Source organism: Paenibacillus sp. JT31N11 (assembly GCF_056269285.1).
Window position 1 is genome coordinate 56,346 of sequence record NZ_JBWDNQ010000007.1, and the last position, 26,373, is coordinate 82,718.

A 26,373-nucleotide genomic window follows, 5' to 3' on the forward strand; every position below is an offset into this window, starting at 1 on the left:
CCCCTCCATGATTCAAGCGGCTCTCCTTTTCCGGTATTACCTGGAGGTTCCCATTTACAGGATGTTCAACTGATATCCGGTTTCATTCGCCATGACCCGAACCTGTGGAACATCGCTTCCCGCTTCACGCATAATCAGCAGGTGAAGGTGGCCATCGCCGATATGAAGGCGTTGGATCTCAAGCACATTCATGCCCGCCAGGAGCGCGGGCTTCAGCGTAATCCGCTTCTCCAGCGCATCCGGCACAATTCCCAGCAGAGCCTGAACAAATGCCAGCGATGTGCCGGCTGCCCATGCCTGGGGCGAACAGGCGACCGGATAGGGAACGGGCTGCCCCAGCGATTCGCCATACCCGCAGAACAGCTCAGGCAGTCGGGCATACTCGAATGATTGCGATGCCTTGAGCAGCCCTTCCATTACGGTGAGCGCTTCGCTCTGAAAACCATTGCAGCTCATGCCGATTATACTGAGCGAGTTGTCATGCGGCCATATGCTGCCGTCATGATAGCTCATCGGGTTGTAGCCCGAAGCGTCTGTGCTCATCGTGCGGATGCCGTATCCGCTGAACATATCGCCGGCTACCAGACGCCCGGCAACCGCCCGCGCCCGTTCAGGCGAAGCAATGCCGCTCATCAGGATGTGGCCTGCGTTGGAGGTAACGGAATGCACCTGACGCTTGGCGCCATCAAGAGCAATGGCGTAGAACTGCTCATCCTCCATCCAGAACTGCTGCTCGAACCTCTCCCTGAGCCGGGCCGCTTCGTTTTCAAGCCGGTCAGCGCGCTCAGCGCTTCCGAAGCTGCGGAACAGCGGGGCAAGTCTTGTTTTCGCCTGGTAGACGTAGCCCTGGACTTCAACCAGGGCAATGGGGGCCTTCGCATATTCACCGTCGGCATGGACGATAGAGTCCGCAGAATCCTTCCAGCCTTGGTTGGCGATGCCCTTGGACGATTTCTGGACATATTCGACGAAGAGATCGCCGTCCTCATCGCCATAGCGGTCGATCCATTCCAGTGCGGCATCCACATTCGGCATCAGCTGCCGGATCAATGCGGCATCTTCCGTCCAATGGAAGTACTCGGCAGCCAGCAGCAGGAATAACGGCGTAGCGTCAATCGTGCCATAGTAAGGCGTAAAAGGCACCTGATTTGTCCCCGCCAGCTCGCCATAGCGGATTTCATGCATGATTTTCCCTGGCTGTTCGTCCCGCCACTCATCCACCTTCGTTCCCTGATAAGAAGCCATCGTCAGCAGCGTTCCTTTGGCGATTTGCGGATTCAGCGGAAGCATCTGCAGCGCTGCAATCAAGCTGTCGCGTCCGAACGGCACCGCGAACAGCGGAAGACCGGCGACGGGAAACGGCCCGTGTCCGAGATCGGTCAGCAGCACCCGCAAATCCTGCAAACTGCGGTCAATGAGATTGTTAAATGCCGGCAGGTCGCTGTGGATGGAGGTGGAGCTGACGTTCCAGTCCCCGTAGGACGCATTCAGCTTCGCAAGAGCTTCCGGCGCTTCGTGCAGCCTGGGCTCCGCTCCATCGATTACAGGCATGACGACAAAAGAGATTTCAGTCGATTCCGCATGGGATAATCCGATCCGGAAATGAACGGTCCCGTCGGCGTCCACCACATTCTCGGGACCTTTCCAGCGGATTCGGGTTTCCCTGTTTACGCGGTCCGCGCCCATGTACGAAATCGTGCGCTCTCCCGGACCGGAATGACGGCCGGTAACCGTTCCAAGCTCCCCATACTGAAAACCCCGTATAACGAACATATCTGCAAAATCCGCATCCATCCGAACAGAAAATTCAAAATCGACTGGTTTTGGATAATAACTGGTAATCCGAAACGTTTCGTAGAGAACTCCAGCGTAAATAAAGCGCTCTCTTACGATTTCTACCGATTCACGCCATAAAATCAGTTCTCCATCCTGCTCCATATGCGGATTCGTCAGCCGGATAACAGCGACGAAGTTTTCATCGGCCGATGAGGAAAGAAGGATTGGTTTTTGCCCATTGACAAAAATGTCCAGATGGCTCAAAAAGCGCGTATCCGATGTGTACAGCCCGTTTCCGCTCTCTGGCGAAATATTGCCGAGCTTGTCGGTAATCAGAAATAAATTGTTCTCTTTGATAACACGGTAATCCAATTTAAAACCTCATTTCTCTTGTTGTCATGATGCCATCGCAATTCCGAAACGTTTCGGATTTCAACCAAAAAAATATCTCCTTTCGACGGAGACCTTTCCGAAACGATTCGGATCGACTATACTTAGTATTATAAATTGCCTTGTAAGCATTTACAACAGTTTTTTAAAGTTCATTTCACAATCTGCGATCTACCCGCCTAATATATTTTTGCCGAAGGAGAATCCTATATTGGTTACCATTAAAGATATCGCTAGAGCCGCTCAAGTTTCCATTACCACCGTTTCGCGCGCGTTAAACGGTTATAGTGACGTAAACGAGGAAACACGCAAGAAAATTGTGGCGGTAGCCGACCGGCTTGGCTACAGCCCCAACATAGCGGCGCGTTCGCTTATTTCCAAGAAATCAAAAACGATCGGTCTGCTGCTCTCCAATGTAACCAGAGACAGCTCCAAGGACAACATCGCTTTCGAGGTGCTCTGCGGCATGAACGACCGTGCCGGGGAACTGGATTACGATCTGGTGCTGTTCAGCACAACGCCGCAGAAGCAGAAAACCAAATCCTATAAGAAGCTTTGTAATGAAAGAGGCGTCGACGGCGTCATAATCATGGGCATCCGCCTCGACGATCCTTATCTCGAGGAAATCGTATCCTCGGAAATTCCATGCGTTCTGATTGACATTCCGCTGCGGGGCCCCAATGTGGGCTACGTAACTTCCGATAATGTGAAGGGCGCCTGCACGGCTATGCTCCATTTGCTGGAGAATGGCCACCGCCATATCGGGATGATTAATGGGCATACACAGGCAGACGTCAGCCGACACCGGCTGAGAGGGTATATCGATGCGCTTGCAAGCTACGGCATCCCGTACAACGAATCTTACGTGATGGACGGTTCCTTCTCCGAGGCTGCCGCCAAAGAAGCGATGTACCGCATGCATTCGCTCTATCCGGAGCTGACGGCGGTATTTTGCGCAAGCGATCTGATGGCCCTTGGAGCGATACAAGCCGTCAAAGGCTTGGGACGGAGCGTGCCGGAGCATATCTCTATCGTCGGATTCGACAACATCGACATAGCGGCATACCATACGCCCGCCATTACAACCGTCAATCAGCATAAATACGAGACCGGCTATCAAGCTGCCCAGCTGCTGGTTGATCTGCTGGAGGGACGCAATGTCAACCGCTATATTGTGCTTAATACGGAGCTCGTGAAGCGCGATAGCGTGCGGACTATTCTTTGAGGGTATGTGAAGAATACTGGCTGTTCAGGCGGTCAATCACCGGCCTGCTAGACTACCCGCCGGCCACGTAAACCGTCTTCCCTTGCCCCTATATGACAAAGAAGCTGTCTTTTGAGTTGGAACAACCTCAAGTAACAGCTTCTTTGTTAGCGTTAATTCCTCAGCCTGATCCCAGACAATGGGGCGATCTTCCCTGTTTATCAACAAGTCCGGCAGCCTGAACGGCCGCAAAGCGTTCTTTATTCGTCGAAGCCGATGGATTCACTAAGATGGCGCCACTTGGCGTCAGCCTCGAGCCGGGCCTGCCCGACGGTTTCCGCTAAGGCGACGGCGTCGCTTCCGAGCAGCAGACGCAGCGGCGGCTCATCGAGCTCCGTGATGCCGATGATACCCTTCGCAGCCTTGACGGGGTCGCCCGGTGCTTGTCCGCCGTGTCCGGTGAACATCCGCACCAATGCGCCGACGGTCTGATCGTACGGCTCGCTGATCGGCGGAATGGTCATGGAAGACCCTGCCCAGTCGGTGCGCAGCCCGCCTGGCTCGATAATGGTTACCTTGATTCCGAAAGGGGCGATTTCCTGAGCCAGAACCTCGGAGAAGCCCTCCACGGCCCATTTTGCACTCTGGTATGCCGCCAAGCCGACAGTCCCGATACGTCCCCCGATGGAAGAAATCTGGATGATATGGCCGAAACCCTGCTCCCGCAAAATCGGCACAGCCGCCTTGGTAACGTAGACGACCCCATAGAAGTTTGTATCAATTTGAGCCCGAAAATCGCTCAGGGTGACGTCTTCGATGGAAGCTACATCCCCGTAGCCCGCATTATTAACGACAACATCCAGCCGGCCAAACACAGCGGCAGCTTCCTTCACCACAGCTTGTACCGCCTCCGGATCCGTGACGTCAAGCGCAAGCGGGCGGATCTGCCCGCCGTAACGGTCAACCAGATCGGCCAGCTGCTCGGGGTTGCGGGCAGTCGCAATCAGTCTGTCACCTTTCTTCAATATCTCTTCAGCCAATCTGCGGCCCAAACCGCGGGAGCTTCCCGTTACCAGCCATACTTTTTGTTCAGACATGGGTTCATTCTCCTCTTCTTTTGTCCAATATAGTCATTTGCAGAAAACCAATAGATATGTGCATCTTCTTCTTATACCTTGCAGCAATAAACAGTAATATTAAATGAACGTACACTTATAATATTTAAAAAAATCGCCATCATATCCGGAATGCTCCATATAAATTAGACTCCTTTTCGGCAGCACCACCTCTCCTGATTGATTAATGAACGTTCACTTAAATGGATGTATGATCCTATGCAGATCCATCCAAACGAAACGTTCATATCCCTCTGATTCTGATCATCGTCTATTTAATCTCATGGCTTCGTTCCATGTCACTTATAATAAAAGATCATTCATTTAATGTCAATGGTAAAATAAAATATGCCTGTTTAAGGATGTTTCACACCGGCTCGTCCCCCGAACCATCCTGCACAGCAGATCCGTAATCGATCGACTTGCGGTATGCGGTGGGGCTTTTCCCGTACAAGGCGGAGAACTGCTTTGTGAAGTAGAAGGAGTCTGCAAAACCGACATCCTCCGCTACCCGGGCGATGGACAACGCCGTCCGCTCAAGCAGCCGGGCCGCGTAGTTCAGCCTCATTTTCAGCAGCGTCTCGATCACCGAATCCCCTGTTTCCTGCTTGAACAGATGGGCGAACCGGGAAGGCGACAGGGCCACCCGCTCGGCAAGGGATGCGATGGTGTGCTGCTCCCTGAATTGCTCGCTCAGGTAATCCAGTATCTGTCCAATGCGCGAGTCCATCAGCCCGCCCTCGAACTGCCGGGTATAACGGCCAAGCAGCAAAATGACTTCTTCGAGCGCATTATTCGCGAGTCTCTGCTGCAGCACATCCCCATTCACGCTATCTCTCACAACGCGCCGGAAAGCGGTCAGCAATCGTTCCCGGACGGTGGACTGCTCGATATGCAGCACGAACAGCTCCCCTTTCTTATTGGGAAACTGCAGCAGATCGATCCACCCCGGCTCCGGGAGAAAATGGGCCCAGACAAATTTCCACACTTCACCCTCGCGGGTTTCATAATCATGCCGGTCTCCCGGTCTGATCAGCACTACATCGCCTGCGGCGCATGGGTGACGCTCATCATCGAACCCGAAGCTTCCCGCTCCCCCGTAAGTAAAGGTCAGCAGCCAATCCCGCGTCCCTTGCGGGCGTCTTATCCGATAGCCGACAGGCTGCTCAAAGTCGCCCGCAAGTATAATTCGGGAGTTAAGCGAATAGGAGCCCGCAGCAGGATCAACCAGATTGTCAGCCATTCTATATATTCCTCCATCATTATTGTCAACTTATAATAAGGATACATGAATTCAATGAATCCGTAAAATCAGGAGGGTTTTCCATGACGACAGCAAAGCTTGGAAACGTATTGAATGCCGATCAGAAGAAGCAGTTTGATCAAGAGGGATTTTTGCTGCTATCGGGATTGTTTGCCGGGGAAGCGGCCATGCTGCGCGAGCATTATATGAAGCTGCGGACAGAGGCGCCGCCCCAATTCTACAAGGCGGCAAGCGCGGAGGAAGCAGCCGGAGACATTCTCAAGCAGTATCCGCGGATCATGCATCCCCACCGCTTTGACGAGCTGTCCAAATCGTATATGCTGCATCCGAAATTAATGAATATACTGGCCGATCTGTTCGGAACAGATCCCTTGGCCGCCCAATCGATGCTGTATTTCAAGCCTCCAGGAGCCAAAGGCCAGGCTCTGCACCAGGATAACTTCTACCTGCTTGTTGAACCGGGCACCTGCATTGCGGCCTGGATTGCTCTTGACGACGCCGATCAGGATAACGGCGGCATGCTTGTCGTGCCCAAGTCCAATCAACTGGAAATCCAGTGCCCGCATGAAGCGGATCCCGCTCTTTCGTTTACCCGCCATGAAGTGGATGTACCCGAGGGCTACAGCCCCGTACAGACAAATATGAAAGCCGGCGATGTCCTATTCTTCAACGGCAGCATCATTCACGGCTCCTACCCGAATGTATCGAAGGACCGGTTCCGCAGAGCGCTCATCTGCCATTATGCCAGTGTTGAGGACACGAAGATCAGCGCAGGCTACAAGCCGTTGTTCCGCTTTGACGGCAGCGAATTCGAGATCGCAAGCAATGAAGGCGGCGGACCATGCGGCTCCGAGTTTGATGCTGCCGGCGTCCATTAATATGGACAGCGGCCGCTCCAGGCCAGATTGCTGCACAATCACAACAACCCCTGAACGGACTGACCGTTCAGGGGTTGTTTGCTCGCGTTCCGCACCTGCGCAGCTCCAGGAGCAGAAACCGCCGCTGCGGGGCGATGGTCATGTACCATTACAGGTATCCGCTCGGTATACTTTAATGCGCCGCTGCGGGACGCTCCTGGGCTTTATCCGCCTCACCGGCATTGCGGTTGGCCGCTTCACGGTTCTCCATCATCTCTTCGACGGTCTTCGTCTTCAGGCGGGCCGCTCCCTTGTAGCCCTCGCGTGTAGGGATAAGATTGCCCGAAGCAAGGCGCGCCTTCGCTTCTTCAACAGCCTGCCCGTATTGCGGCAGCCACTGCGCCTGCGCCACGAGCATTTCATCAGCCATCTGCCAAATTTCCTTCGGATTGCATACCGCGCCTACAAGCGGGTCCATCATCATCGCCTGACGGAGCAGCTTGTCGTCTCCATGAACCGCCGCTTCCACGGCGAGACGCTGAACGGAAATGCTCACATTGCATACGGCCGCGCAGCCCAGCGGTAGAGCGCCCACATGCGGGATGTTGATGCCATTGCGGTCCACATAACCCGGCGCTTCAATAATCGCATCATCCGGAAGGTTGGAGATCACGCCGTTATTCACCACATTAAAGTGACCGCGGTAGACCCGCCCGGTCTCCAGCCCTTCAATAATGTACGAGCCGTGCTCCTCGCTGCGCTTGTCGGCTGCATAGACGAACGGTTCCTCTTTCATCCAGTTCGGGAATTCCGTCTCGAACCAGTTCCGGCCTTCCGTGCAAACACGCAAATAACCGCCAGTTTCCCCGTTGATCCACGAGCCCAGATCAATCCAGTCCATAATTTCATCCGAACGCTTGCGGTACCAGGGCACATACTCGCTGAGATGACCATTGGATTCCGTGGAATAATAACCGAACCGCCGCAGCATATCGATCCTCACCTTCTCGGTCTTGGAGAATTCGGGATGATTCTCGAACGCTTCCAGCAGCTTGCCCGTCATATCCTCGCCGTTATGCTTGACACTGATATACCAGGTTTGATGATTGATGCCCGCGCAGATGATATCGACATCCTTCTTCTCCAGGCCCAGCGCCTGGGCAATCTGCCGGTGGCCGCCCTGAACGCCATGGCAGAGGCCGATCGTGCGCACGCCGCCATATTGATTGCAGGCCCAGGTCAGCATCGCCATTGGATTCGCATAGTTCAGCAGCAGCACATTAGGGTCGGCAACCTCGCGGATATCCTTGCAAATATTCAGCATCTCCGCGATTCCCCGCTGGCCGTACATGATTCCCCCGGCGCACAGCGTATCGCCGACGCATTGATCCACCCCGTACCGGAGCGGAATATCCACATCATGCTGGAACGCTTCAAGGCCGCCGATCCGGACAACCGTAAACACATAGCGGGCATCCTTGAGCGCCTCTCTGCGGTCGGGAGTCGCATGAATCTTGATGGACAAGCCATTCTCATCAATATCCCGCTGGCACAGCCTGGTCACCATATCCAGGTTATGCGGATTGATGTCCGTAAAAGCAACCTCCATATGGTTGAATTCCGGAACTGCCAGCAAATCCCTAAGCAATCCGCGTGTGAAACCGATACTGCCCGCACCGATAAAAGCAACTTTAAAAGACATGAAAAAAACCTCCCTCATCGTTTCCGGACCCGCCGGCTGGTCAAAACCGTAAGAAGCCCATAAGCTCTTGCGCTTATTGCGGTTTGGTTCATAACCTTTTGACCCCATTGTAGCAGGACGCCAAGGAAGGCGTTTTCAATTTTGCAACAGGTTCGGCTAGCGGATGTCAACTATTGCAACCTGATTATGGAATCCATGCACCGTCTCCCGGGATTTGCGATAGGCTGCCGGGGATAGTCCCGTATGCTTCTTGAACATGGCGCTGAAATACTGCCTGCTGTTTAGTCCTATATAATCGGCGATTTCGATAATCGGAACATCCGTCCTTGCGAGCAGCATCTTCGCTTTCTCGATCCGCAGCTCTGACAAATACTCCGTCATCGTCATGCTCATGCTCGCCTTGAAAATCCGCTGCAGGTAGACCGGATGCAAATTGACCGCGGCAGCGATGTCCCTGGTCTGAATATCGGCGTCGTAATGCTGATGGATATAATCCGCCGCCTTGCGGACATAACGGTCGATCTGGCGGACCGAATTACCCTTCCGATCCTCTGCGGCAAGCCGCGCAACCCGAATCAGCAGCTGCGAAATGAGCAAATTGGCCATCATTGTATGTTCCCCGCTGCCGGTATCCAGCTCTGTGACGAGATTTTTGAGCGTATGGTAGACATCGCTTGGATCGCGGAGAACAATATATGGCTCCCCGCGGTCCAGGAGCTGCCGCAGCGCAGGGCTGCCGGCTGCAAGCTGGCCCAGTGACGGATAGCTGCCCCGGCACTCGGCAAAAACAAATTCCACATTAAGCATCCGGCATGGATTTCCGTCCACACTCAGCCGATGCTCCACGCCGCTGTCCAGCATAATCAGGTCGCCTTTGCGCATCGCAATCGTCTGATCTCTGGCTACAACCGTACAGGTGCCGCTAATGACATACATAATCTCAATGGTTTGATGCGCGTGAAAGCCCATATGGAAGTCAATCCACTGCTTATAATAGTAAGCAAGAATTTGCGGCCGGTATTCCTCCAGCGCCCATTTGGGATTGAATAAGCTGTACATATTCTCCATTAATGCCCTCCTCACGATTAAGAAGAAACGGCTTGGCCGTCCTTTGGCGGCATCGTTAGTTTCTTCCCTCAGATCTTATAGAAATGGATACATGTGAAATTTATACATTCTATAAGATCAAAAAGGCGGCCCGCCCAAGGCGCCAAACCTTGGGAATCACCGCCTGTATTATAAAGCTTTCTTCTCATCGGTACGCACGGTTACCCGCTTGCCGGCATTCGTAAGCCGGTCGACCACCTTCTGCAGCGATAATCGCGCCGTATGATCCCAGATCTTGGCCGCGCTCAGGTCAATATGCACTTCCTCGGCCGCACAGCCATGCTCGATCCGATTGTCCAGCTCGGCTGCGGAAGCAAAGAACAGCTGTCCTTCCACCCGGTACGTGCGCTTGCTGCCCTCCCATTCGCTGTGCACATGCACGCGGGAGGCCCGGACCGCAAACCAGATAAAGCTGATCAGAACCCCCACCAGCACCCCGACCGCCAAGTCATGAGTCGCCACAACGGAGGCCACCGTTGCCAGCATGACAACCGTTTCACTGGCCGGTACGGCGCGCGGCTTGAATACCGACCGCCAATCGAAGATCGCCGCGCAAACCATCAGCATGATTCCAACCAGCGCAGCCATGGGAACAAGCGCGAGCAAGTCGCCTGCGATGACCACCAACAGAAAGAGAAACAGAGCGGCAACCAGCGTCGACAGCCGGTTGCGCCCGCCCATCTTCACATTGAGCACGGATTCGGCCACCAGCGCGCAGCCTGCCATTCCCCCGAAGAAGCCGGCGACAAAATTGGCAATGCCCTGACCGCGCATTTCCTTGTTCTTGTCTGTCCGCTCCTCCGTCATCTCGTCCAGCAAATTATGCGTAAGCAGCGTTTCCGTGAACCCGACGACAGCAAGGGACAGGGAATAGGGCAGGATAATCATCAATGTCTCCCAGTTGAACGGTATATCCGGGATCAGGAAGGAAGGCAGAGAGGCATCGATGACGGCAATATCGCCGATACGTGAAACATCACCCATCCCGAATGCCCATACGGCCAAAGTCAGCACGGCTACGGCAATGAGCGGCGATGGAATGGCTTTGAAAAAACGCGGAAGCACATAAATGATAGCAAGCGTTGCAGCGACGAGCGCATACATCGTCCACGCTGCGCCCTCGAAATACCGCAGCTGCGACATAAAAATCAGAATCGCCAGCGCGTTGACGAAGCCCGTCAGCACTCCGTGGGGGACAAAATTCATCAGCTTGCCAAGCTTGAAGGCCCCCATCAAATATTGAATGATGCCTGTAAGAATCGTAGCGGAAAACAAATAGGCAATACCATGCTCCTTCACGAGCGTCAGCATCAGCACGGCCATGGAGCCAGCGGCCGCCGAGATCATCCCCGGCCTTCCTCCCAGGAAGGTCGTAACGAGCAGTATACAGATGGAGGCGTAAATACCGACCGTAGGCGGCACTCCAGCCATCAGGGAAAAGGCCAGTGAATCCGGGACAAGCGCAAGCGTGGCGGTCATTCCCGCGAGCACGTTTACTTTAACATTGGTTGTCCATTGCTTATGCCATACAGCATTCAAAATCATTCACCTCTAGTAGGAATCGTTAGGCTAGCCGAAGTAGAGCAAGACTACTCGGCTAGCATAACGTGAACCCCTCATCAGGTCAATGAAAAATGTGCCCGTTTTGCCTAGAACCCTTTATATTGAGGCTCTTCATTTTCCAACTGCTGCACGCGGCTTTCCAGCTGCTGAAGGACCTGCTGCGTCGTTTCTGCGGCATTGGTGTAGATGGTTTTGGCGTCCTGGTTTTCTGTGCTCAGCGCGAATTGCTCAAGACTGGCTTGAGCGCTTTTTAGCGAAGCGACACAGGTTTTTACATCGGATGATACGGTCATCTTTTTCACCTCCATATGGCTAGTCATTTTTTACCCTGAGTATTCTACCCCATATGAATAGGTTTATTCCCACCGGAATTCAGCTTTTAATTAATGGCATTAATGAATTAAGGAGGAGGGCATGGGGGACTATTTAACAAAGAAACATTTGCCATGGAAGACGACAGATCTTATAAAGGAGCGGGAATATGCCGGAATGGTTGCTGGTCGCGTTAAGGACCTTATTAGCGGTTGTTGTGCTTTTTGTGATGACGAAATTGCTCGGGAAGAGACAGGTTTCCCAGCTCTCTTTATTCGAATATATAACGGGAATTACAATCGGCAGCTTGGCCGCCTACATATCGCTGGATGTCGATACCAAATGGTTTCTCGGAATTGTCTCGCTGTGCGTCTGGGTGGGCGTATCGCTTGGCATTGAACTTTTGCAGCTCAAGAGCAAGGCTGTCAGGGATTTCATCGATACGAAGGGAACCATCCTTATAAAGGATGGCAAAGTCCTGGAGAAGAATCTGAAGAAAGAAAGGCTCACAACGGACGAATTGATGGAGCAGCTGCGCAGAAAAAATGTGTTCCTGGCATCTGATGTTGAATTCGCCATCATGGAGCCGAGCGGCGATATCAATGTGCTGCTCACCCGGGATAATCAGCCGCTTACAGCCAAGCACATCGGATTGAAGGTCAACCCCGAGCAGGAGCCGCAGGCAGTCATTATGGACGGCAAAATCATGGATGAGCCGCTCGCCACGATCGGGCTCAACCGGCAGTGGTTGAATACGGAGCTTGAGGCGATTGGCGTTACGCCTGAAAATGTGTTCCTCGGTCAGGTTGACGCCGATAAGCAGCTTTACGTCGACCTGTTCGACGATGCGCTTGTCGTTCCGAAGCCGAGCAAGAAAGCCGCCCTCTTTGCGCTGCTCAAAAAATGCGAGGCGGATATCGAAATGTTCAGTCTCTCCACACAGGATCAGCAGGCGAAAAATATGTTCGAGGACTGCTCCTATGCTCTCCAGAACACGATTGCCGAGCTCAAGCCTTTCTTGACCCGGTGACATCCTTTTCGTCTGACCCGGCATTGGAAGCTCTCTGTATAAGATGCAAGCCAAGGCTTAACAATAAAGGAGGACATCACCCCATGGTTAAAGAGAAATTGAAAGATGCCACGCCCGTTCAGCGGGATTACCAGGAGCTTGCCTCGCAGCTGGAGCCCAAGAGACCTGCGGTCCTTAACAGCCTGCGCGCTTTTCTGGTAGGAGGGGCCATCTGCATCCTTGGCCAGTTCATACAGGACATGTTTGTCCGCTGGACCGATTTTGACAAGGAGGAGGCCGCCAATCCCACGGTTGCTATTCTGATTCTGATTTCAGTGATTCTCACCAGCTTCGGCGTGTACGATAAAATCGCCCAATGGGCCGGGGCGGGTTCAGCCGTGCCGGTCACCGGCTTCGCCAATTCCATGGCGTCAGCCGCAATCGAGCACCGCAGCGAAGGACTGGTGCTGGGGGTCGGCGGAAATATGTTTAAAGTCGCGGGAGCTGTCATCGTCTTCGGCACCGTGGCAGCTTTTGTAGTGGGCGTGCTGACATGGATAATCGAAGGCTCGGGAGGGGGATCCTGATATGTTGAAAGGACATCAAAGCTGGGTATTTGAGAATCGGCCGGTCATCCGGGGAGCCGCTACGGTAGTCGGTCCCTTCGAGGGGCAGGGTCCGCTTGCCAATGACTTTGATATCATCCACGGCGACCTGATGCTGAAGGAAAAGAGCTGGGAAAAGGCCGAGAAGGTTCTGATTGAGGAAGCTTCCAAGCTTGCCATTGAGAATGCGGGACTCTCGAAGGAAGATATTCAGTTCTATATCGGCGGCGATTTGATGAATCAAATCATCAGCAGCAGCTTTGCCGCACGTACGATGGAAATTCCGTTTCTTGGCGTGTTCGGCGCCTGTTCAACGTCTATGGAGAGCCTCGCGCTCGCTGCTACGCTTGTTAATGGAGGCTCGGCCCATCATGTCCTGGCCGCGACCGGAAGCCATAATGCCAGCGTAGAGAAGCAGTTCCGCTATCCGACGGAATACGGCTCGCAGAAACCGCCTACCGCGCAATTTACGGTTACGGGCTCAGGCGCTGCCGTTGTCTCCAGATATGGCACCGGACCTGTGGTCACGTCGGCAACGATCGGGCGGGTCATTGATATGGGAATTACAGATCCCTTCAATATGGGCGCGGCAATGGCGCCAGCCGCTGTAGATACGATTGAAGCCCACTTCCGGGACTTGCAAATCGAGCCGGATTACTATGACCTTATCGTTACCGGTGATTTGGCCAAGGTTGGCCATAATATCGCCACCAAATTATTCGAGAAGCATAACTTCCCCATCCATCAGACCGTCTTCGGCGACTGCGGCATGATGATTTACAATTATGAAACCCAGTCTGTTCAGGCCGGTGCGAGCGGATGCGGCTGCTCAGCTACTGTAACGTATGGACACTTGCTCAAACGGATACGCGAGGGGGACCTGAAACGGCTGCTTGTCGTTGCGACAGGCGCCTTGTTATCGCCGCTGTCTTTTCAACAGGGTGAGAGCATTCCAAGCATCGCACATGCAGTATCTATTGAAGCCCAGTAAGAGGAAATCGAAGGCTCCGTCCTTATGACGGCTGACATCAGGATTCTTCCACAAAATATGAGAAAAGGTTAGGCCAGGTACTAACCTTTCTCTATATTTAAAATATATAATAAATTTAAGCAAGCTATCCCGGGATAGAGCATATATATTAGACATGCTATCCCCGGGAGTTGATAAAGTGCCGTCCTTCGCACAATGCTTGGCCATTATTGTTGGAAGTCTGCTGATCGCAGCCGGAATTGATTTCTACCTGGTCCCCTATCACATTATGGACGGCGGCTTTATCGGGGTCGGACTCATTTTCCACTATCTTTTCGGGTTCAAAATAGGGAATGTCATCATATTATGCAGCATCCCCGTATTTCTGGTCTCCTGGTATAATGAGCGCGAATTTCCGCTCGGCAGCCTGCTTGGCATGCTGATGTCTTCCTTTCTGACAGACCTGTTCGAGCCCTACCACTATCAAATTCCCCTGCCGCCGATCAGCAGCGCTATTATTGGAGGCGGATTCGTAGGATCGGGGCTTGGCATCATGCTGCGCCATAAGGTCAGCACAGGGGGCACGGATCTGTTGGCGCATCTGATAGCCAAGGATACCTCCATCAATGTCGGCCTGCTGATCTTCGCGGTGGATATTGTCGTGATTGGACTTGGAGGCATGCTCATTACCGCGACCTCCTTCATCCTATCGGCAATGACGATAACCGCAGGCGCTATTGCCACGATTCTCATCACCAGCACCAGCGGGAGAATGCTGTTTTTGCCATCGTTGATCAAACGCAAACGGAGATGAGCCGCTTTAAAAAGACCCGAGCCTGTAAACATCTCTATAAATCTGAAACTAAGAAGAAACTAACGGCACCGTCTTTGGCGGCATCGTTAGTTTCTTTCCTCAAACCTTATTGAAATTAATAGGCGTGAAAACTTCTAAATTCTATAAGGTTTAAAAAACCGCTGAATGCAAAGCCCGGATCGTAAATCCCGGCTTCTGCTTTCAGCGGTTCATGCTGCCCTGCTGCTATAACAGCATTCTTATTTCAGGATCTGTTCGATCCGTTCAACGACTTCCTCAGTCAGCACAATTCCAACTGCCTGCACATTCTCCACCACTTGATCAGGATTGCTTGCGCCGACAAGTGCGCTTGCCACGTTAGGCTGACGCAAAATCCAGGCCAAAGCCAGCTGGCCGACTTTGATATCCAGTTCTGAGGCAATTTCCGAGAGGGCGCGCACTTTGGCAAGCTTCTCTTCGGTAATTCCTTTGCGGACCCAGTCCAGCTTGGCTGCGCGGCTGTCTGCGGGCACATCCTCAAGCGAGGTATATTTGCCTGTCAGCAGTCCCTGCGCAAGCGGCGAGAACACGATTTGTCCGATGCCATTGCGTTCGCCGAACGGAATGACCTCTTTCTCGATGTAGCGCTCGAACATATTGTAGATCGGCTGATTCACGACGATGCGGTCCAGCAGGTAACGGTCTGCCGTTCCCAACCCTTCAGCCATCTGCGTTGCCGTCCACTCGCTGACGCCGACGTATTGAACCTTGCCCTGACGGATCAGGTCGTCTATTGCGCGAAGCGTTTCGTAGAGAGGGGTTTCGGGATCATGGCGGTGGCAGTAGAAAATATCTACATATTCCACGCCCAGACGCTTCAGACTGGCGTTGCACTGCTCGATCACATGCTTGCGGGAAAGGCCGCGGTCATTCGGTCCGTCGCCCATCGGCCAGAATGCTTTGGTTGCCAGCACATAGGATTCACGCGGGAACGACTTGATCGTTTCGCCCAGCAATGTCTCGGCTGCTCCCCGTTCATATACATTAGCCGTATCAAATGAATTGATCCCCAGCTCATAAGCCTTCTGAACGGCTTTCACCGCATTCTCACGTTCTACATAACCGCCATATGTCAGCCAACTGCCGAGGCTGATCTCGCTTACCTTCAATCCGCTGCCACCAAGTTTACGATAATTCATGTAAGGAAAATCCTCCTCTTATTTGGCAAAGCCGAAGCTTTGTCCATTTATTCGATTCTACCTGCGCTTGGTACCTCTTCTATTCTACGCATGCTTCTATCATTTTAAAAGTAGTGAAATATTAATCATTTTATTATATTATCTATATATACTATACTAATAGTTACTATCAATCTTTCACAGAAGGAGTGCGCTTATTCTCATGTCCGTAAACAACTATATTCCGAAAGTACCAGCCTGCATCGATTGCAATATTGAAAAAACGCTTAACGTTATCGGCGGAAAATGGGCTTTTCTCGTCCTTCGCGAGCTGTTCGGCGGCAAGAAACGGTTCGGAGAGCTGCAGCGTCTCATCTCTGCGGTAAGTCCCCGCGCGCTGACCAGTACCCTGCGCCATCTGGAAGAGCAGGGCGTTCTTGAACGCCATGTATTTCCGACCGTCCCCGTCACCGTTGAATATTCCCTTACACCCAAAGGCGTCGATTTGCATCAGATCCTCAAGGAAATGAAGCTCTGGGCGGCCAAGTGGACGTAACGGCATAGATTTAAAGGGCAATCAGATCCAGCAGCCGTTCCCGCTCCTCCTGTACCTCTCCCGCAATCTGGCTGCCGCAGCCGGCAGCATTCCGCTTTCTATCGCATCCGCGTCTTCAGCCGCCGGCATGATACAGTCTTCCCGATCTATAAAAGGGACCTGGGGGGCCGGTTGATATGCCCGGCGGCCTGTAAGGAGGCGCTATTATGATGCAGCTTATCGCCTCATTGCCAAGCTTCTGCCCGCGTATGCATTGATCCAATCGATATTGGCGGCCAATTGACCTTACGAAGGAATATCCGGATGAAAATCTCCCATGACAACCCCCTGCCCCCCCCCCCCCGAAGCTTCTCCAGATAACCGCAAATCGCAATATAGAGGTGAAGGTGGAAGATGTATCAGGAAGAACGTATCCTCTCCATTAAAGCGTATTTGGAGCAGCACCAGCGGGTAAGCATCCAGGATATTTGCGAAATATTCAACGTATCCCGGGACACCGCCCGTCGCGACCTGTTGAAAATGGATGAGCTTGGCATAATCAACCGTACTCATGGCGGAGCCGTTCTGCCTCAAAAAAACAAGGAAATCTACGAATATAAGGAGAGGCTGGTCAGGCAATCCGGGAACAAGCGCGATATCGGGTTGTATGCGGCTTCCCTGATAAAGGACGGGGATTTTATCTTGATGGATGCTTCAACCACCGTACAATTTACGGCCGATCATCTAGCTTCCAGAGATGTGGCCGTGGTTACCAATTCGATTGATATTGCCGATGCCTTGTCCCGTAAGGAGCGGGTCAGGACCTATTTGCTGGGCGGTGAACTAAATCCCCGGCACCGTTTTCTCTATGGACAATCCACTATTGCCAAGCTGTCCGATTATCAGGTGGACAAATTATTTCTGGGGGCCTGCGGCATTACTGTCAACGGCCTGTCCTATCCCCACGAGGAAGACGGAGATGTGAAGCGGGAGATGATCCGCCGGGCCGATCAGGTTATTGTGCTGGCGGATCATACCAAGTTCGGCCATCAGATGTTTTACAAAATATCAGAGTTGGAATCCATCGATCTGCTGATCACAGACCGGCAGCCGGACCAGGAGCTTACCGATAAGCTTGCCGAAAACAATGTGGAATTGCTGATCGTACCGGATTCAAGCCCGACAGGCGAATAGATGAATAGGAATACAAGAATGATCTGGTTAGGCTGCTTATCGTATTTGCTGGTTGGACTTTCTACGGTTGTTTTTGGCTCCTTGCTGTCAGAGGTGCTCCATGTGTACGGACGAAGCTTTGGCGATGGAGGGGAGCTGATTTTTGCCCAGTTTGCCGGTTTTCTGGCAGGGGTGCTTCTGGTTCCGTTCGGTCTGCGCCATCTGGGGTATCGAAAAGTCCTGACGGCTGCTTTTTTGCTGCTGCTTATCGCTCATACGATTCTTTACAGCCAGCCGCATTGGTCGATTTTATTTGTCTCTTTGATCATAAACGGATTCGGATTTGGAACGGCACAAACCGCAGTCGGAACGCTGCTGCTGGAATCCATGGGCCATCGCAAAGCCATTGTAATGAGCCGTCTTGAAGTATCCTTCGGTATCGGAGCGCTGGTCATGCCAATCCTCTCCGGCCTGTTTATTTCCCGTCAATCGGCATTCGCCTCTTTCGCTGTAATCGCCGTATTGGCGCTCATGATGGCATTGATTTGGGTGATGCAATCCTTCAGGTCTGCCGTTTACCAAGACACCGCAGCAACCGATGCACACACTGAAGCCGGTACAGCGAAAATGATGAAATTGCTTGTTCTGTTAAGCTTTATCTTCATTTATGTGGGGCTTGAAACCAGTGTCATTAATTTCCTTCCCTCCCTGTTTGCCGAACGTCTTGGACTCTCGAACGCAAGCGCTGCGCTCAGTGTCTCCTTCTTTTGGACTTCGATGATTGCCGGACGGCTCTTATCCGGTTATATCGCCGAGAAAACAGGCTATATGCGCTTTTTGCTTGCCGGTACCTCCGGAGCTCTTGTGGCTCTCTGCGGTATGGCTGCTATTTCAAACATCATTGCCGTATTTGCTTTCGTTCTCATGCTGGGGCTTTTTCTGGCAGGCATTTTCGCCATAGCCATTGTTTATGCCAGCCGGTTGTTACCCCATAACACCCGCCGAACGACGAGTATCCTGATCGCTTCCGGTGGAATCGGCGGAGCTGTGCTGCCTTTACTGGTCGGCCGGAGCATGAATTATTTTCAGCCCGCTTTAACAATATGGCTGTTGGCTGGCTGCGCTCTTTGCATGCTGGCCTTGCTTCTGGCTTTGAAGCCGAATAAAAAATAGGCTATCCCCGCGGTTATGCATTCGGTTAGGCAAAATATCCAAATTCAAACAACCCAAGCAGCTGCCTGAGAAGACATCCGCTTGGGTTATGCATGCAGTAAATCCCGCTCACCGCTCGATCATTTTCGTCCAGAAGCCGCCTTTGAACTGCCTTGGCTCGTGGGAGATCACGAACGCTTTGGGCGCAACCATGCCGATGCTCCGCATGAGCCGCTTCTCGTTGCTGCGTTTGACCAGAACCTGCATGACCAGCCGTTTGCCGTCACGTCCCTCCGCCATCCAGGATGTAACGCCATAGCCAAAGTCGCGGAGCTTGTTCGGCAGGCCGGTTGCGGCGGAATCGGCGATAACTTGTACGACCGAATAGCCCAGTGCCAGATATTCCTCAATCCGGCTGCCCGCATACACGCCAATGCCGAAGCCCAGGCAGTAAGCCGCCATGTTGATGGGATTGGACAGATTCTGGAGTACGAGATTGAGCCCTGCCAAGTAAATAAAAACCTCCGCCATCGCCATAAGAGAAGCTGCGCCTCTTCTCCCTTTGATCACGAGAATCAGGCGCAGCGTAAAAATCGAAACATAGACGACGTTGATCGCTATGATAGAGAGAACAAGCATAAGACCGCTCACGCCGGGTTACCCGCGTGCAGCAATATATTTCGGCCTGGGTGTTTGCCCCGAATACGGCTTCTCCAAGGCATTCTCCACACTGTTGTAGACCATGAACACATTGCTTCGCGGCAGAGGCGTGATATTGCTGTTCGAGCCATGCATAATATTGCAATCGAACAGCACGATTGAGCCTATACCGCCAACAATCGTTTCGATTCCGCCTTCTTCCACAAGCCGGGCCAGGCTGCCGTCATCGGGCACGCCGTATTCCTGGCGGCGGAGCGACTGCTTGAAATGATCGTCCGGTGTCTGCCCGACACAGGAAACGAATTTCTTATGCGAGCCGGGCACCACCATCAAGGGACCGTTAAAATGAAAATTATCCTCCAGTGCAATGGAGCAGCTGAGCGCGCGCATGGAAGGCATCCCATCCTCCACATGCCAGGTTTCAAAATCAGAATGCCAGTAAAACTCCTTGCCGGTAAAGCCCGGCTTGAAGTTGATCCGGGATTGATGGATATAGGTTTGCGAGCCGAGAAGCTCGTTGATGATTGCGGTCAGACGTTTATTGGCCGAGAGCTCCTTGAAGCGTTCATTATGCTCATGGACCGCGAAGATGGAGCGCACCTCCGTCCCGCCCGGCTCGCGAATGACATGCTCCGCCTCACGCTGCCCGTAATGCTGCTGGAGCTTCTTCAGCTCGGAGCGCCAACCGGCGACCTCCTCACCGGAGAAGAACTGATCCAGAAACAGATAGCCGTTCCTGTCGTAGAACCGAAACTGCTCTTGGGTCAATGGGCTGCCTGACTTCCAGGTGCTGTAGACAACAGGGTCCGCGCGCTCCACGATAGCAGGCTTGTCGGAAATCCGGGACGGATATTTATCTTCTCTAGTCTTCTTGGAATTTGCCAGATTTATGCTCATTAGCGGTTCGCCTCCAATTCAGCCTCTTCAATCAGCGGATAAACCCCGTCCTTGTCATGCACCTCGCTGCCGGTTAGCGGAGGGTTGAACACGCATATCGTCCGCACCTGCGTTTTTGCCCGCAGATAATGCTTCTCATGACCGTCCAGCGCATACAGCATGCCCGGACGGATGGGGAACTTCTCGCCGGTGGCGACGATTTCAATCTCTCCTTCTCCTTCGATGCAATAAACGGCCTCCACATGATTTTTGTACCAGATGGTCGTTTCCGTGCCGGCTTTGATAATCGTATCATTCAGGGAAAAACCCATGCCGTCCTTGCGGAGCAGCAGCCTGCGGGCGTTCCAGGTTTCGGTATCGATATCATACTTGGAGTTCACAATGTCCTCTAAATGCTTGACAATCATAGTATCGCTCTCCTCTCGAATTTGCCTGCATTTCGCAAGCACTTAAACCAGCGCCCCAATGCGCTCCGACTGTACGATTTCTTCAAAGCTTTCCTTAAGAATGGCCAGCCCCTTCTCCAGAACGGAGGATTCAATGGTAAGCGGGGGCATCAGCTTGGCGACTTCGTCATGCGGACCCGATGTTTCCATGATGACGCCGCGTTTGAAGGCGACTGCGCTCAGTTGTCCGGCCAGCTGCGGCGGGTCGAAGGAAATGCCCTGAATCAGACCCTTCCCTTTCCTGTAGGCTTTGACCTCGGGATGCTCCTTCAGAAGCTGGCTCAGCGCCTCTTCAATACGGCTGGCTTTCCCGGCCAGTTCTTTCTCAAACGCCCCGTCCTCCCAGTAGGAAAGCGCCTCGGCTGCGGCGACAAAGGCGAGGTTGTTCCCGCGGAAGGTCCCGTTATGCTCGCCGGGATGCCACAGATCGTATTCCGGCTTAATTAGTGTCAGCGCCATCGGCAGACCGTAACCGCCAATCGACTTGGACAGGCATACGATATCCGGGTTAATGCCCGCTTCCTCGAAGCTGAAGAAAGTCCCCGTACGGCCGCAGCCCATCTGCACATCGTCCACAATCAGCAGAATGTCCCGCTTCAGGCACAGCTCCTGGACTCTCTTCAGCCAGGCCGGGCTGGCCGCATTCAATCCGCCTTCGCCTTGCACCGTTTCCAGAATGATGGCTGCCGGCAGGTCGAACCCGCTTCCCGGATCATCCAGATATTTCTCCATCATATCCACCGTATTGATGCCTTCGCCGAAATATCCGTCATAAGGCATGAAATTCGTGTTGGGCAGATCGACGCCGGCTCCTTTGCGCTTGAACGCATTGCCTGTAGCGGCAAGCGATCCCAGACTCATCCCGTGAAAGGCATTGGTGAAGCAGACAATATTCCTGCGTCCCGTAACCTTGCGGGCAATCTTCATGGCGCTCTCCACAGAATTCGTTCCTGTCGGGCCGGGAAACATAATTTTATAATCAAGTCCGCGCGGTTTCAGAATGGATAAAGTGAACCGCTTCAGAAACATTTCTTTCGCTTTTGTCGCCATATCCAGGCTGTGGGTCACTCCGTCTTCCAGCAAGTAGTCAACCAGCCGGGTGCGGATAGCCGGGTTGTTATGACCGTAATTGAGCGCCCCCGCACCGGCAAAAAAATCAATATATTCCCGTCCTTCGATATCCCACAGCTTGGCGTTCTTGGCCTTATGGAACACCTTCTCAAAGCTCCGGCAGTAGCTGCGCACCTCTGACTCCATCTTGTCGAACACCCTTAAATCCGCTGCGTCCTTCTTGACTTCGCTCACCGAATCACTCCTAAAGAATTATTTGTAAACGGTCCGACACGAAACAGCAGCTCCGGCTCATGATCGGATTCTTCGGGAAAATAAGCGGCCGGATAATATTCCGTAACATGACATTGTCCGCCATTTTCCTCGCCAAGTCCCATGAGCATCCTTTGTGAAGCCATATTATCCGGTCCAATCGTCGCCTCAACAAAGCGGATCGGGCCATTTTCTTCCCGGCTCAGCAGCTCGCGGAGCATTTTTTTGCCCAATCCGTTACCCTGCCAAGCGCTGCCGACCACAGCCTGCCAGATAAACAGCGTATCCGGCTGATCCGGTCTCTTGTAAGCGGACATAAACCCCACGATTCTTTCCTCCTGGACAGCGATGACGCAGGTATCGCGAAAAACATCGCACAGCATGATGTAGCTGTATACGGAATTGAGATCCAATGTCCCTGCATCCTTCACCAGCTGCCATACCTGCTTGCCGTCGGAGGCCGACGGTTTATTCAAATTTATAAGCTGTATAACGCTTCACCTCTACCGTGTTCTATAAGTTCCGGGGAAGAAATTCATCATTACCGCCAAAGGATGGCGACAGTCATTTCTTCCTTGTACCACCTCATCGAGGGGCGGATTGCTTCCCATCGGCCCTGGCCCCTTTGTCATGATGATTGGGAAGCAGCGCCGGCGAAGCGTCCGAGGAAGGACTGCAGGCGCTCGCTCTGTGAATTCTCAAATATTTGCTCAGGCGTTCCCTGCTCCACAATTCTGCCTTCCGCGCCAAAGATGATCCGGTCGGCCACGTCTCTTGCAAACTCCATCTCATGCGTGATCAGCAGCATGGCCATCTCGCCTTCGCGGGCGATTTCCTTAATAACCTCCAGCACCTCGCCGACCAGCTCGGGATCAAGCGCAGAGGTCACCTCGTCGAATATCATCACCTTGGGCTGCATGACGAGCGCCCGGGCAATGGCGACGCGCTGCTTCTGTCCGCCAGAGAGCTGTGAAGGATACACCTCCAGCTTCTCCTCCAGCCCCACCTTGCGCAGCATCGTGATGGCGCGGTCATGCGCTTCTTCCCTGGACAAGCCCAGCACGGTACGCGGAGCCATCGTCACATTGCGCAGGACGTTCATATGCGGGAACAGATTGAAATGCTGAAAGATCATCCCCACCTTGCCCCGCATCCGATGCAGATGCTTCTCGTCCGCACGGACCAGCTTGCCTTTGACCTCCATATGCCACAGCAGCTCGCCATCCAGCTCGATTGTTCCGCCAGTCGGCTCCTCGAGCGTCATGAGCAGGCGCCCAAGCGTGGTTTTGCCCGATCCGCTCGGTCCGATCATGGCGATCTTCTCTCCCGGATAAAGCTCCAGATCCACACCCTTGATTACCTCCAGCTCCCCGAAGGATTTCGTTATATTGTTATATTTTACAATCGGCTGTACATCCGCGAACCTCCCGTTCCGGTCTTCCCGCGCGTCCAGCTCCTCTGTTTGTTTCTCCAATTGCATGCTCATATCGGACCTCACACCTTACCCTGCGTATTTCCCGTTGAGCTTCTTCTCCAGAAACCGGAACAGCACGGTCATGATCAGGCTGATAATCAGGAACAGCACTCCTACAACGGTATAGGGTTCAAACACCCGATAGGAATCAGAGGCGGCATTCTTCGCGGTGAGCAGCAGCTCAACGAGCGTAATCGCCATCAATATCGGAGTTTCCTTGAAAATAACAATCAAATAGTTGCCCATCACCGGCACAATTGGCCGGAAAGCCTGAGGCAGTATGATTTTGATCCACGTTTGCGTTTTCGTAAAATTAAGCGCGCTGGCCGCTTCCCATTGACCGCGGGGCACTCCGTCAATGCCGGAGCGGTAAACCTCGGACAAATACGTGCTGTAATGCAGCCCCAGCCCGATTACCCCAGTCGTGAACGCGGATAAGGAAGCCGAAGGAAACAGCATCGGCAAAATATAAAACAGCGAGAACACCTGCACCAGCAGCGGCGTGCTGCGCACGAACTCCACGAAGCCGCGGATCGTATACCGCAACACGGCAAATCTGGAGCGGGAACCAACCGCCAGCAGCAAGCCGAATGCAGCCGCAACCAGAAACCCGCACAAGGTCGCATAAAGCGTTACCCGCAGAGCGCCGAGCAGCTCGGGCAATAAATCCCAGACATAATCCCATTTCCACATCTCTCATTCACCTCCAAGCCGCAAATTTGCGTTCCAGCAGCCGGATCGTGACCGTGATGCATGCAGACAGGGCAAAATAGATCACAAGCAGCAGACCAAATATCTGCGGGGTCCATGATAAATAATTATTGCGGAGAATCATGGCTTCATAGGTAAGATCGCTTAGCGTAATAAAATAGACCAGCGAGGTCGATTTCAGCAGCTCGATCAATAAATTTCCAAAAGGCGGCAGCATGCGGACAACGGCCTGCGGAATGACCACGCGCCACATTCGCTGCCGAGGGGTCAGGTTCAGCGCCAAGGAGGCTTCATACTGACCGGAAGGAACAGCCAATATGGAGCTTCGTACGATTTCCGAGCCGTATGCCCCGCAGTTCAAGCCGATAGCCAGCACTGCCGTCACCATCTTGCTCAGCTCTATTCCCGCAAACGGCAGAGCGAAGTAGATCCAAAACATAAGTACAAGAAGGGAGGAGGCTCTAAACAGATCAACGTAGATGCGGGAAATACCTCGTACAACCGCATAGCTCGATACCCGGCCAAGACCAGCCGCCACAGAAACGATCAATGCGACAATCCCGGCCATTACCGTAACTTGAATCGTAATCTTGACCCCTTCGTACAGGAGCGGAAACATCGCCGACCAGGTCGGAGTCATGATTATCCCTCACATAACTGGCTGGAGGTCATATCTCCAGGCAGCTCCTGCTCCGTAAAACCGAATTTCTTGAGAATTTCCAGCAGCTCGCCGGATTCCTTCATCTTCTCAAGCTCTGCGTTATAGGCCTCCTGGAAAGACGTATCCTCCGGACGGAAGGCTGTAGCGCCGTAGCCCGTAACATCTTTGCCATCCACCGTTGGCTGTTCAAAGTCCATGACCCGCTCCAGCTTGGCATCCTTCGCACTGTCCAGTCTGGATTGCAGGGCCGGCCCCGTCATCGTCATGGCATCGGCGCGTCCGGACTGCAGCGCGCTGATGGCCGCATCCTGATCCGGTACGATAACCATCCGATCCTCCGGAATGCCGGACGCCTTCAGATAATCCAGCTCAACGGCACCGGCCATAACCGCAACCTTGGCCTTGTCGTTATCGGCAATATCCTTATAGCTCCCCAGCTTGAGCGGATTTCCCTGCTTCACCGCTATCGCTTCGCCGATGCTGTACTCGGGATTCGCGAACAGCACCGCTTCACAGCGTTTGGGATTAATGAACATACCCGCCGTAATCATGTCGAAGCGTTTAGCCTGCAGACCTGCGATTAAGGAAGTGAACTCGGTCAATTCTCCCTTCATTTCCTTAATGCCCAGCCGATCCAGGATAACGCGGGCGATCTCCACCGCCTCACCGGTCAGCTTTCCGTCGGCATCTTTATATGCATAAGGATTCTCGTTGGCAAAACCGATTGTTACCGATCCTTTTTTCTGTACGTCAGCCAAGGTCCCTGTCGCCTCGCTGTTCCCCCCGGATGCATTGGCATTGTTATTTGCCGGTGATGTCCCAGCCGTATCGTTCCCGGCAGCTGGTTCATTGCTGTTCTGACCACAAGCCGCCAACAAGAGCATTGGCAGCAAAACGACGATTGCCCAACCCTTCTTCAAATGCTTACACAACCCTTCGTCTATATTTATTAAGAACACTTATATAAGGCTAACATCTTTGCCGCAGGAGGTCATTTCCAGTATTTCAGGATAAAATTGCTTATTTTTGGCTCTCGTAGGCAGAGCCACCCTCATCCGCCACATCCTCCTTTTTCCTCTTGTATATTGCCGTATGATCCTGCATAAGGAGTTTTACATCAGGGGCTATCTATGATAAATAAACAATAATTATAAATCGAATCGCCTTTTTGTTACATTTTTATAATAAAAATAAATTATATTTTACAACTGGCGATAAAATGGGATAGAAACGAACAAAAAACCACCTTTTTCGCGATTGTTCGCTAAAAGGTGGTTTGAGGCGAAACTATTACGGGTATGCTGCGCGGGTGGATCAATTTACATCGATAAAGGCACGCTGCGCGGGCGGATCATTCTTACATAAATGCACGCTGCGCGGACGGATCATTCTTACGATCGCTGTTGTCCTTCGGAATTCTTGATTGGATGAAACATTTAGCGGTTAATTTCGAAAGACAAAGGCGACCACTATCGTTTCTCCAGAACGATTCCGCC

26 protein-coding genes are annotated in these 26,373 nt (G+C 52.9%); 9 read left to right on the forward strand and 17 right to left on the reverse strand.

The annotated features are described in order from the left end of the window. Window positions 1-54: 54 nt before the first annotated feature. Complete coding sequence (locus AC0YNV_RS22925; RefSeq protein ID WP_475770088.1) at window positions 55-2,148, reverse strand: amylo-alpha-1,6-glucosidase; 2,094 nt, start codon at window positions 2,146-2,148, stop codon at window positions 55-57. 229 nt (window positions 2,149-2,377) lie between these two features. Between AC0YNV_RS22925 and AC0YNV_RS22930 the strand changes: the two genes are divergently transcribed. Further along, on the forward strand, window positions 2,378-3,391 hold the full coding sequence (locus AC0YNV_RS22930; RefSeq protein ID WP_475770089.1) for a LacI family DNA-binding transcriptional regulator: 1,014 nt from the start codon (window positions 2,378-2,380) through the stop codon (window positions 3,389-3,391). A gap of 239 nt (window positions 3,392-3,630) precedes the next feature. Here the strand turns inward: AC0YNV_RS22930 and AC0YNV_RS22935 are convergent, their stop codons facing one another. Together AC0YNV_RS22935 and AC0YNV_RS22940 are read right to left on the reverse strand one after the other, a co-directional pair. Beyond that, window positions 3,631-4,467, reverse strand: a complete 837-nt coding sequence (locus AC0YNV_RS22935; RefSeq protein ID WP_475770090.1) for an oxidoreductase — start codon at window positions 4,465-4,467, stop codon at window positions 3,631-3,633. 385 nt (window positions 4,468-4,852) lie between these two features. After that, window positions 4,853-5,728 (reverse strand): helix-turn-helix domain-containing protein, encoded by an 876-nt coding sequence (locus AC0YNV_RS22940; protein WP_475770091.1) that lies wholly within the window; start codon window positions 5,726-5,728, stop codon window positions 4,853-4,855. A gap of 83 nt (window positions 5,729-5,811) precedes the next feature. On the opposite strand from AC0YNV_RS22940, the gene AC0YNV_RS22945 reads away from it, so the two are divergent. Next, a complete protein-coding gene (locus AC0YNV_RS22945; protein WP_475770092.1) occupies window positions 5,812-6,627 on the forward strand; it encodes a phytanoyl-CoA dioxygenase family protein in 816 nt (271 codons plus the stop codon). 172 nt (window positions 6,628-6,799) lie between these two features. Here the strand turns inward: AC0YNV_RS22945 and melA are convergent, their stop codons facing one another. From melA to AC0YNV_RS22965, 4 genes are all read right to left on the reverse strand, one after another. Then, window positions 6,800-8,308 carry an alpha-galactosidase gene (gene melA, locus AC0YNV_RS22950; protein ID WP_475770093.1) on the reverse strand — a complete coding sequence of 503 codons (1,509 nt, stop codon included), beginning with the start codon at window positions 8,306-8,308 and terminating at the stop codon, window positions 6,800-6,802. A gap of 156 nt (window positions 8,309-8,464) precedes the next feature. Further along, the gene (locus AC0YNV_RS22955) at window positions 8,465-9,376 is read right to left on the reverse strand and encodes a helix-turn-helix domain-containing protein (RefSeq protein WP_475770094.1); all 912 of its coding nucleotides are present in this window, start codon (window positions 9,374-9,376) and stop codon (window positions 8,465-8,467) included. Between the two features lie 168 nt (window positions 9,377-9,544). Further along, window positions 9,545-10,954, reverse strand: a complete 1,410-nt coding sequence (locus AC0YNV_RS22960) for a SulP family inorganic anion transporter (RefSeq protein WP_475770095.1) — start codon at window positions 10,952-10,954, stop codon at window positions 9,545-9,547. A 110-nt stretch (window positions 10,955-11,064) separates the two neighbouring features. After that, the gene (locus tag AC0YNV_RS22965; RefSeq protein WP_210038850.1) at window positions 11,065-11,271 is read right to left on the reverse strand and encodes a DUF1657 domain-containing protein; all 207 of its coding nucleotides are present in this window, start codon (window positions 11,269-11,271) and stop codon (window positions 11,065-11,067) included. 188 nt (window positions 11,272-11,459) lie between these two features. Between AC0YNV_RS22965 and AC0YNV_RS22970 the strand changes: the two genes are divergently transcribed. The 4 genes from AC0YNV_RS22970 to AC0YNV_RS22985 all read left to right on the forward strand — a co-directional run bounded on the left by AC0YNV_RS22970 (window position 11,460) and on the right by AC0YNV_RS22985 (window position 14,688). Continuing rightward, on the forward strand, window positions 11,460-12,320 hold the full coding sequence (locus AC0YNV_RS22970; protein WP_475770096.1) for a DUF421 domain-containing protein: 861 nt from the start codon (window positions 11,460-11,462) through the stop codon (window positions 12,318-12,320). A gap of 83 nt (window positions 12,321-12,403) precedes the next feature. After that, on the forward strand, window positions 12,404-12,886 hold the full coding sequence (spoVAC, locus tag AC0YNV_RS22975; protein WP_210038848.1) for a stage V sporulation protein AC: 483 nt from the start codon (window positions 12,404-12,406) through the stop codon (window positions 12,884-12,886). A gap of 1 nt (window position 12,887) precedes the next feature. Next, on the forward strand, window positions 12,888-13,895 hold the full coding sequence (spoVAD, locus tag AC0YNV_RS22980; protein ID WP_475770097.1) for a stage V sporulation protein AD: 1,008 nt from the start codon (window positions 12,888-12,890) through the stop codon (window positions 13,893-13,895). 178 nt (window positions 13,896-14,073) lie between these two features. Then, complete coding sequence (locus tag AC0YNV_RS22985) at window positions 14,074-14,688, forward strand: YitT family protein (RefSeq protein WP_475770098.1); 615 nt, start codon at window positions 14,074-14,076, stop codon at window positions 14,686-14,688. 239 nt (window positions 14,689-14,927) lie between these two features. On the opposite strand, the gene AC0YNV_RS22990 is transcribed toward AC0YNV_RS22985, so the two are convergent. After that, window positions 14,928-15,866, reverse strand: a complete 939-nt coding sequence (locus AC0YNV_RS22990) for an aldo/keto reductase family protein (protein ID WP_475770099.1) — start codon at window positions 15,864-15,866, stop codon at window positions 14,928-14,930. A 202-nt stretch (window positions 15,867-16,068) separates the two neighbouring features. On the opposite strand from AC0YNV_RS22990, the gene AC0YNV_RS22995 reads away from it, so the two are divergent. From AC0YNV_RS22995 to AC0YNV_RS23005, 3 genes are all read left to right on the forward strand, one after another. Continuing rightward, window positions 16,069-16,401: a winged helix-turn-helix transcriptional regulator gene (locus tag AC0YNV_RS22995; protein ID WP_188994965.1), complete on the forward strand. Its 333-nt coding sequence runs from the start codon at window positions 16,069-16,071 to the stop codon at window positions 16,399-16,401. 393 nt (window positions 16,402-16,794) lie between these two features. Then, entirely contained in the window at window positions 16,795-17,574 is a 780-nt protein-coding gene (locus AC0YNV_RS23000) for a DeoR/GlpR family DNA-binding transcription regulator (protein WP_475770100.1), read from the forward strand. Next, window positions 17,575-18,726 carry an MFS transporter gene (locus tag AC0YNV_RS23005; RefSeq protein ID WP_475770101.1) on the forward strand — a complete coding sequence of 384 codons (1,152 nt, stop codon included), beginning with the start codon at window positions 17,575-17,577 and terminating at the stop codon, window positions 18,724-18,726. 108 nt (window positions 18,727-18,834) lie between these two features. On the opposite strand, the gene AC0YNV_RS23010 is transcribed toward AC0YNV_RS23005, so the two are convergent. From AC0YNV_RS23010 to ehuB, 9 genes are all read right to left on the reverse strand, one after another. Continuing rightward, complete coding sequence (locus AC0YNV_RS23010; protein ID WP_379113550.1) at window positions 18,835-19,344, reverse strand: DUF2179 domain-containing protein; 510 nt, start codon at window positions 19,342-19,344, stop codon at window positions 18,835-18,837. Between the two features lie 18 nt (window positions 19,345-19,362). Further along, window positions 19,363-20,262 (reverse strand): ectoine hydroxylase, encoded by a 900-nt coding sequence (gene thpD, locus AC0YNV_RS23015; RefSeq protein ID WP_475770102.1) that lies wholly within the window; start codon window positions 20,260-20,262, stop codon window positions 19,363-19,365. Then, complete coding sequence (locus AC0YNV_RS23020) at window positions 20,262-20,669, reverse strand: ectoine synthase (RefSeq protein ID WP_475770103.1); 408 nt, start codon at window positions 20,667-20,669, stop codon at window positions 20,262-20,264. Before AC0YNV_RS23020 ends, thpD begins: the two co-directional genes overlap by 1 nt. Before the next feature lie 42 nt (window positions 20,670-20,711). Further along, a complete protein-coding gene (gene ectB, locus AC0YNV_RS23025; protein ID WP_210038945.1) occupies window positions 20,712-21,965 on the reverse strand; it encodes a diaminobutyrate--2-oxoglutarate transaminase in 1,254 nt (417 codons plus the stop codon). A 44-nt stretch (window positions 21,966-22,009) separates the two neighbouring features. Further along, window positions 22,010-22,507, reverse strand: coding sequence for a diaminobutyrate acetyltransferase (gene ectA / locus AC0YNV_RS23030; RefSeq protein WP_475770104.1), 498 nt, complete (start codon window positions 22,505-22,507; stop codon window positions 22,010-22,012). Window positions 22,508-22,659: 152 nt separating this feature from the next. Further along, window positions 22,660-23,511: an ectoine/hydroxyectoine ABC transporter ATP-binding protein EhuA gene (gene ehuA, locus AC0YNV_RS23035; protein ID WP_475770336.1), complete on the reverse strand. Its 852-nt coding sequence runs from the start codon at window positions 23,509-23,511 to the stop codon at window positions 22,660-22,662. Between the two features lie 21 nt (window positions 23,512-23,532). Continuing rightward, window positions 23,533-24,198, reverse strand: a complete 666-nt coding sequence (gene ehuD, locus AC0YNV_RS23040; RefSeq protein ID WP_475770105.1) for an ectoine/hydroxyectoine ABC transporter permease subunit EhuD — start codon at window positions 24,196-24,198, stop codon at window positions 23,533-23,535. Window positions 24,199-24,205: 7 nt separating this feature from the next. Next, entirely contained in the window at window positions 24,206-24,856 is a 651-nt protein-coding gene (ehuC, locus tag AC0YNV_RS23045) for an ectoine/hydroxyectoine ABC transporter permease subunit EhuC (RefSeq protein ID WP_210038837.1), read from the reverse strand. A 2-nt stretch (window positions 24,857-24,858) separates the two neighbouring features. Further along, window positions 24,859-25,797 carry an ectoine/hydroxyectoine ABC transporter substrate-binding protein EhuB gene (gene ehuB / locus AC0YNV_RS23050; protein ID WP_475770106.1) on the reverse strand — a complete coding sequence of 313 codons (939 nt, stop codon included), beginning with the start codon at window positions 25,795-25,797 and terminating at the stop codon, window positions 24,859-24,861. Window positions 25,798-26,373 lie beyond the last annotated feature (576 nt).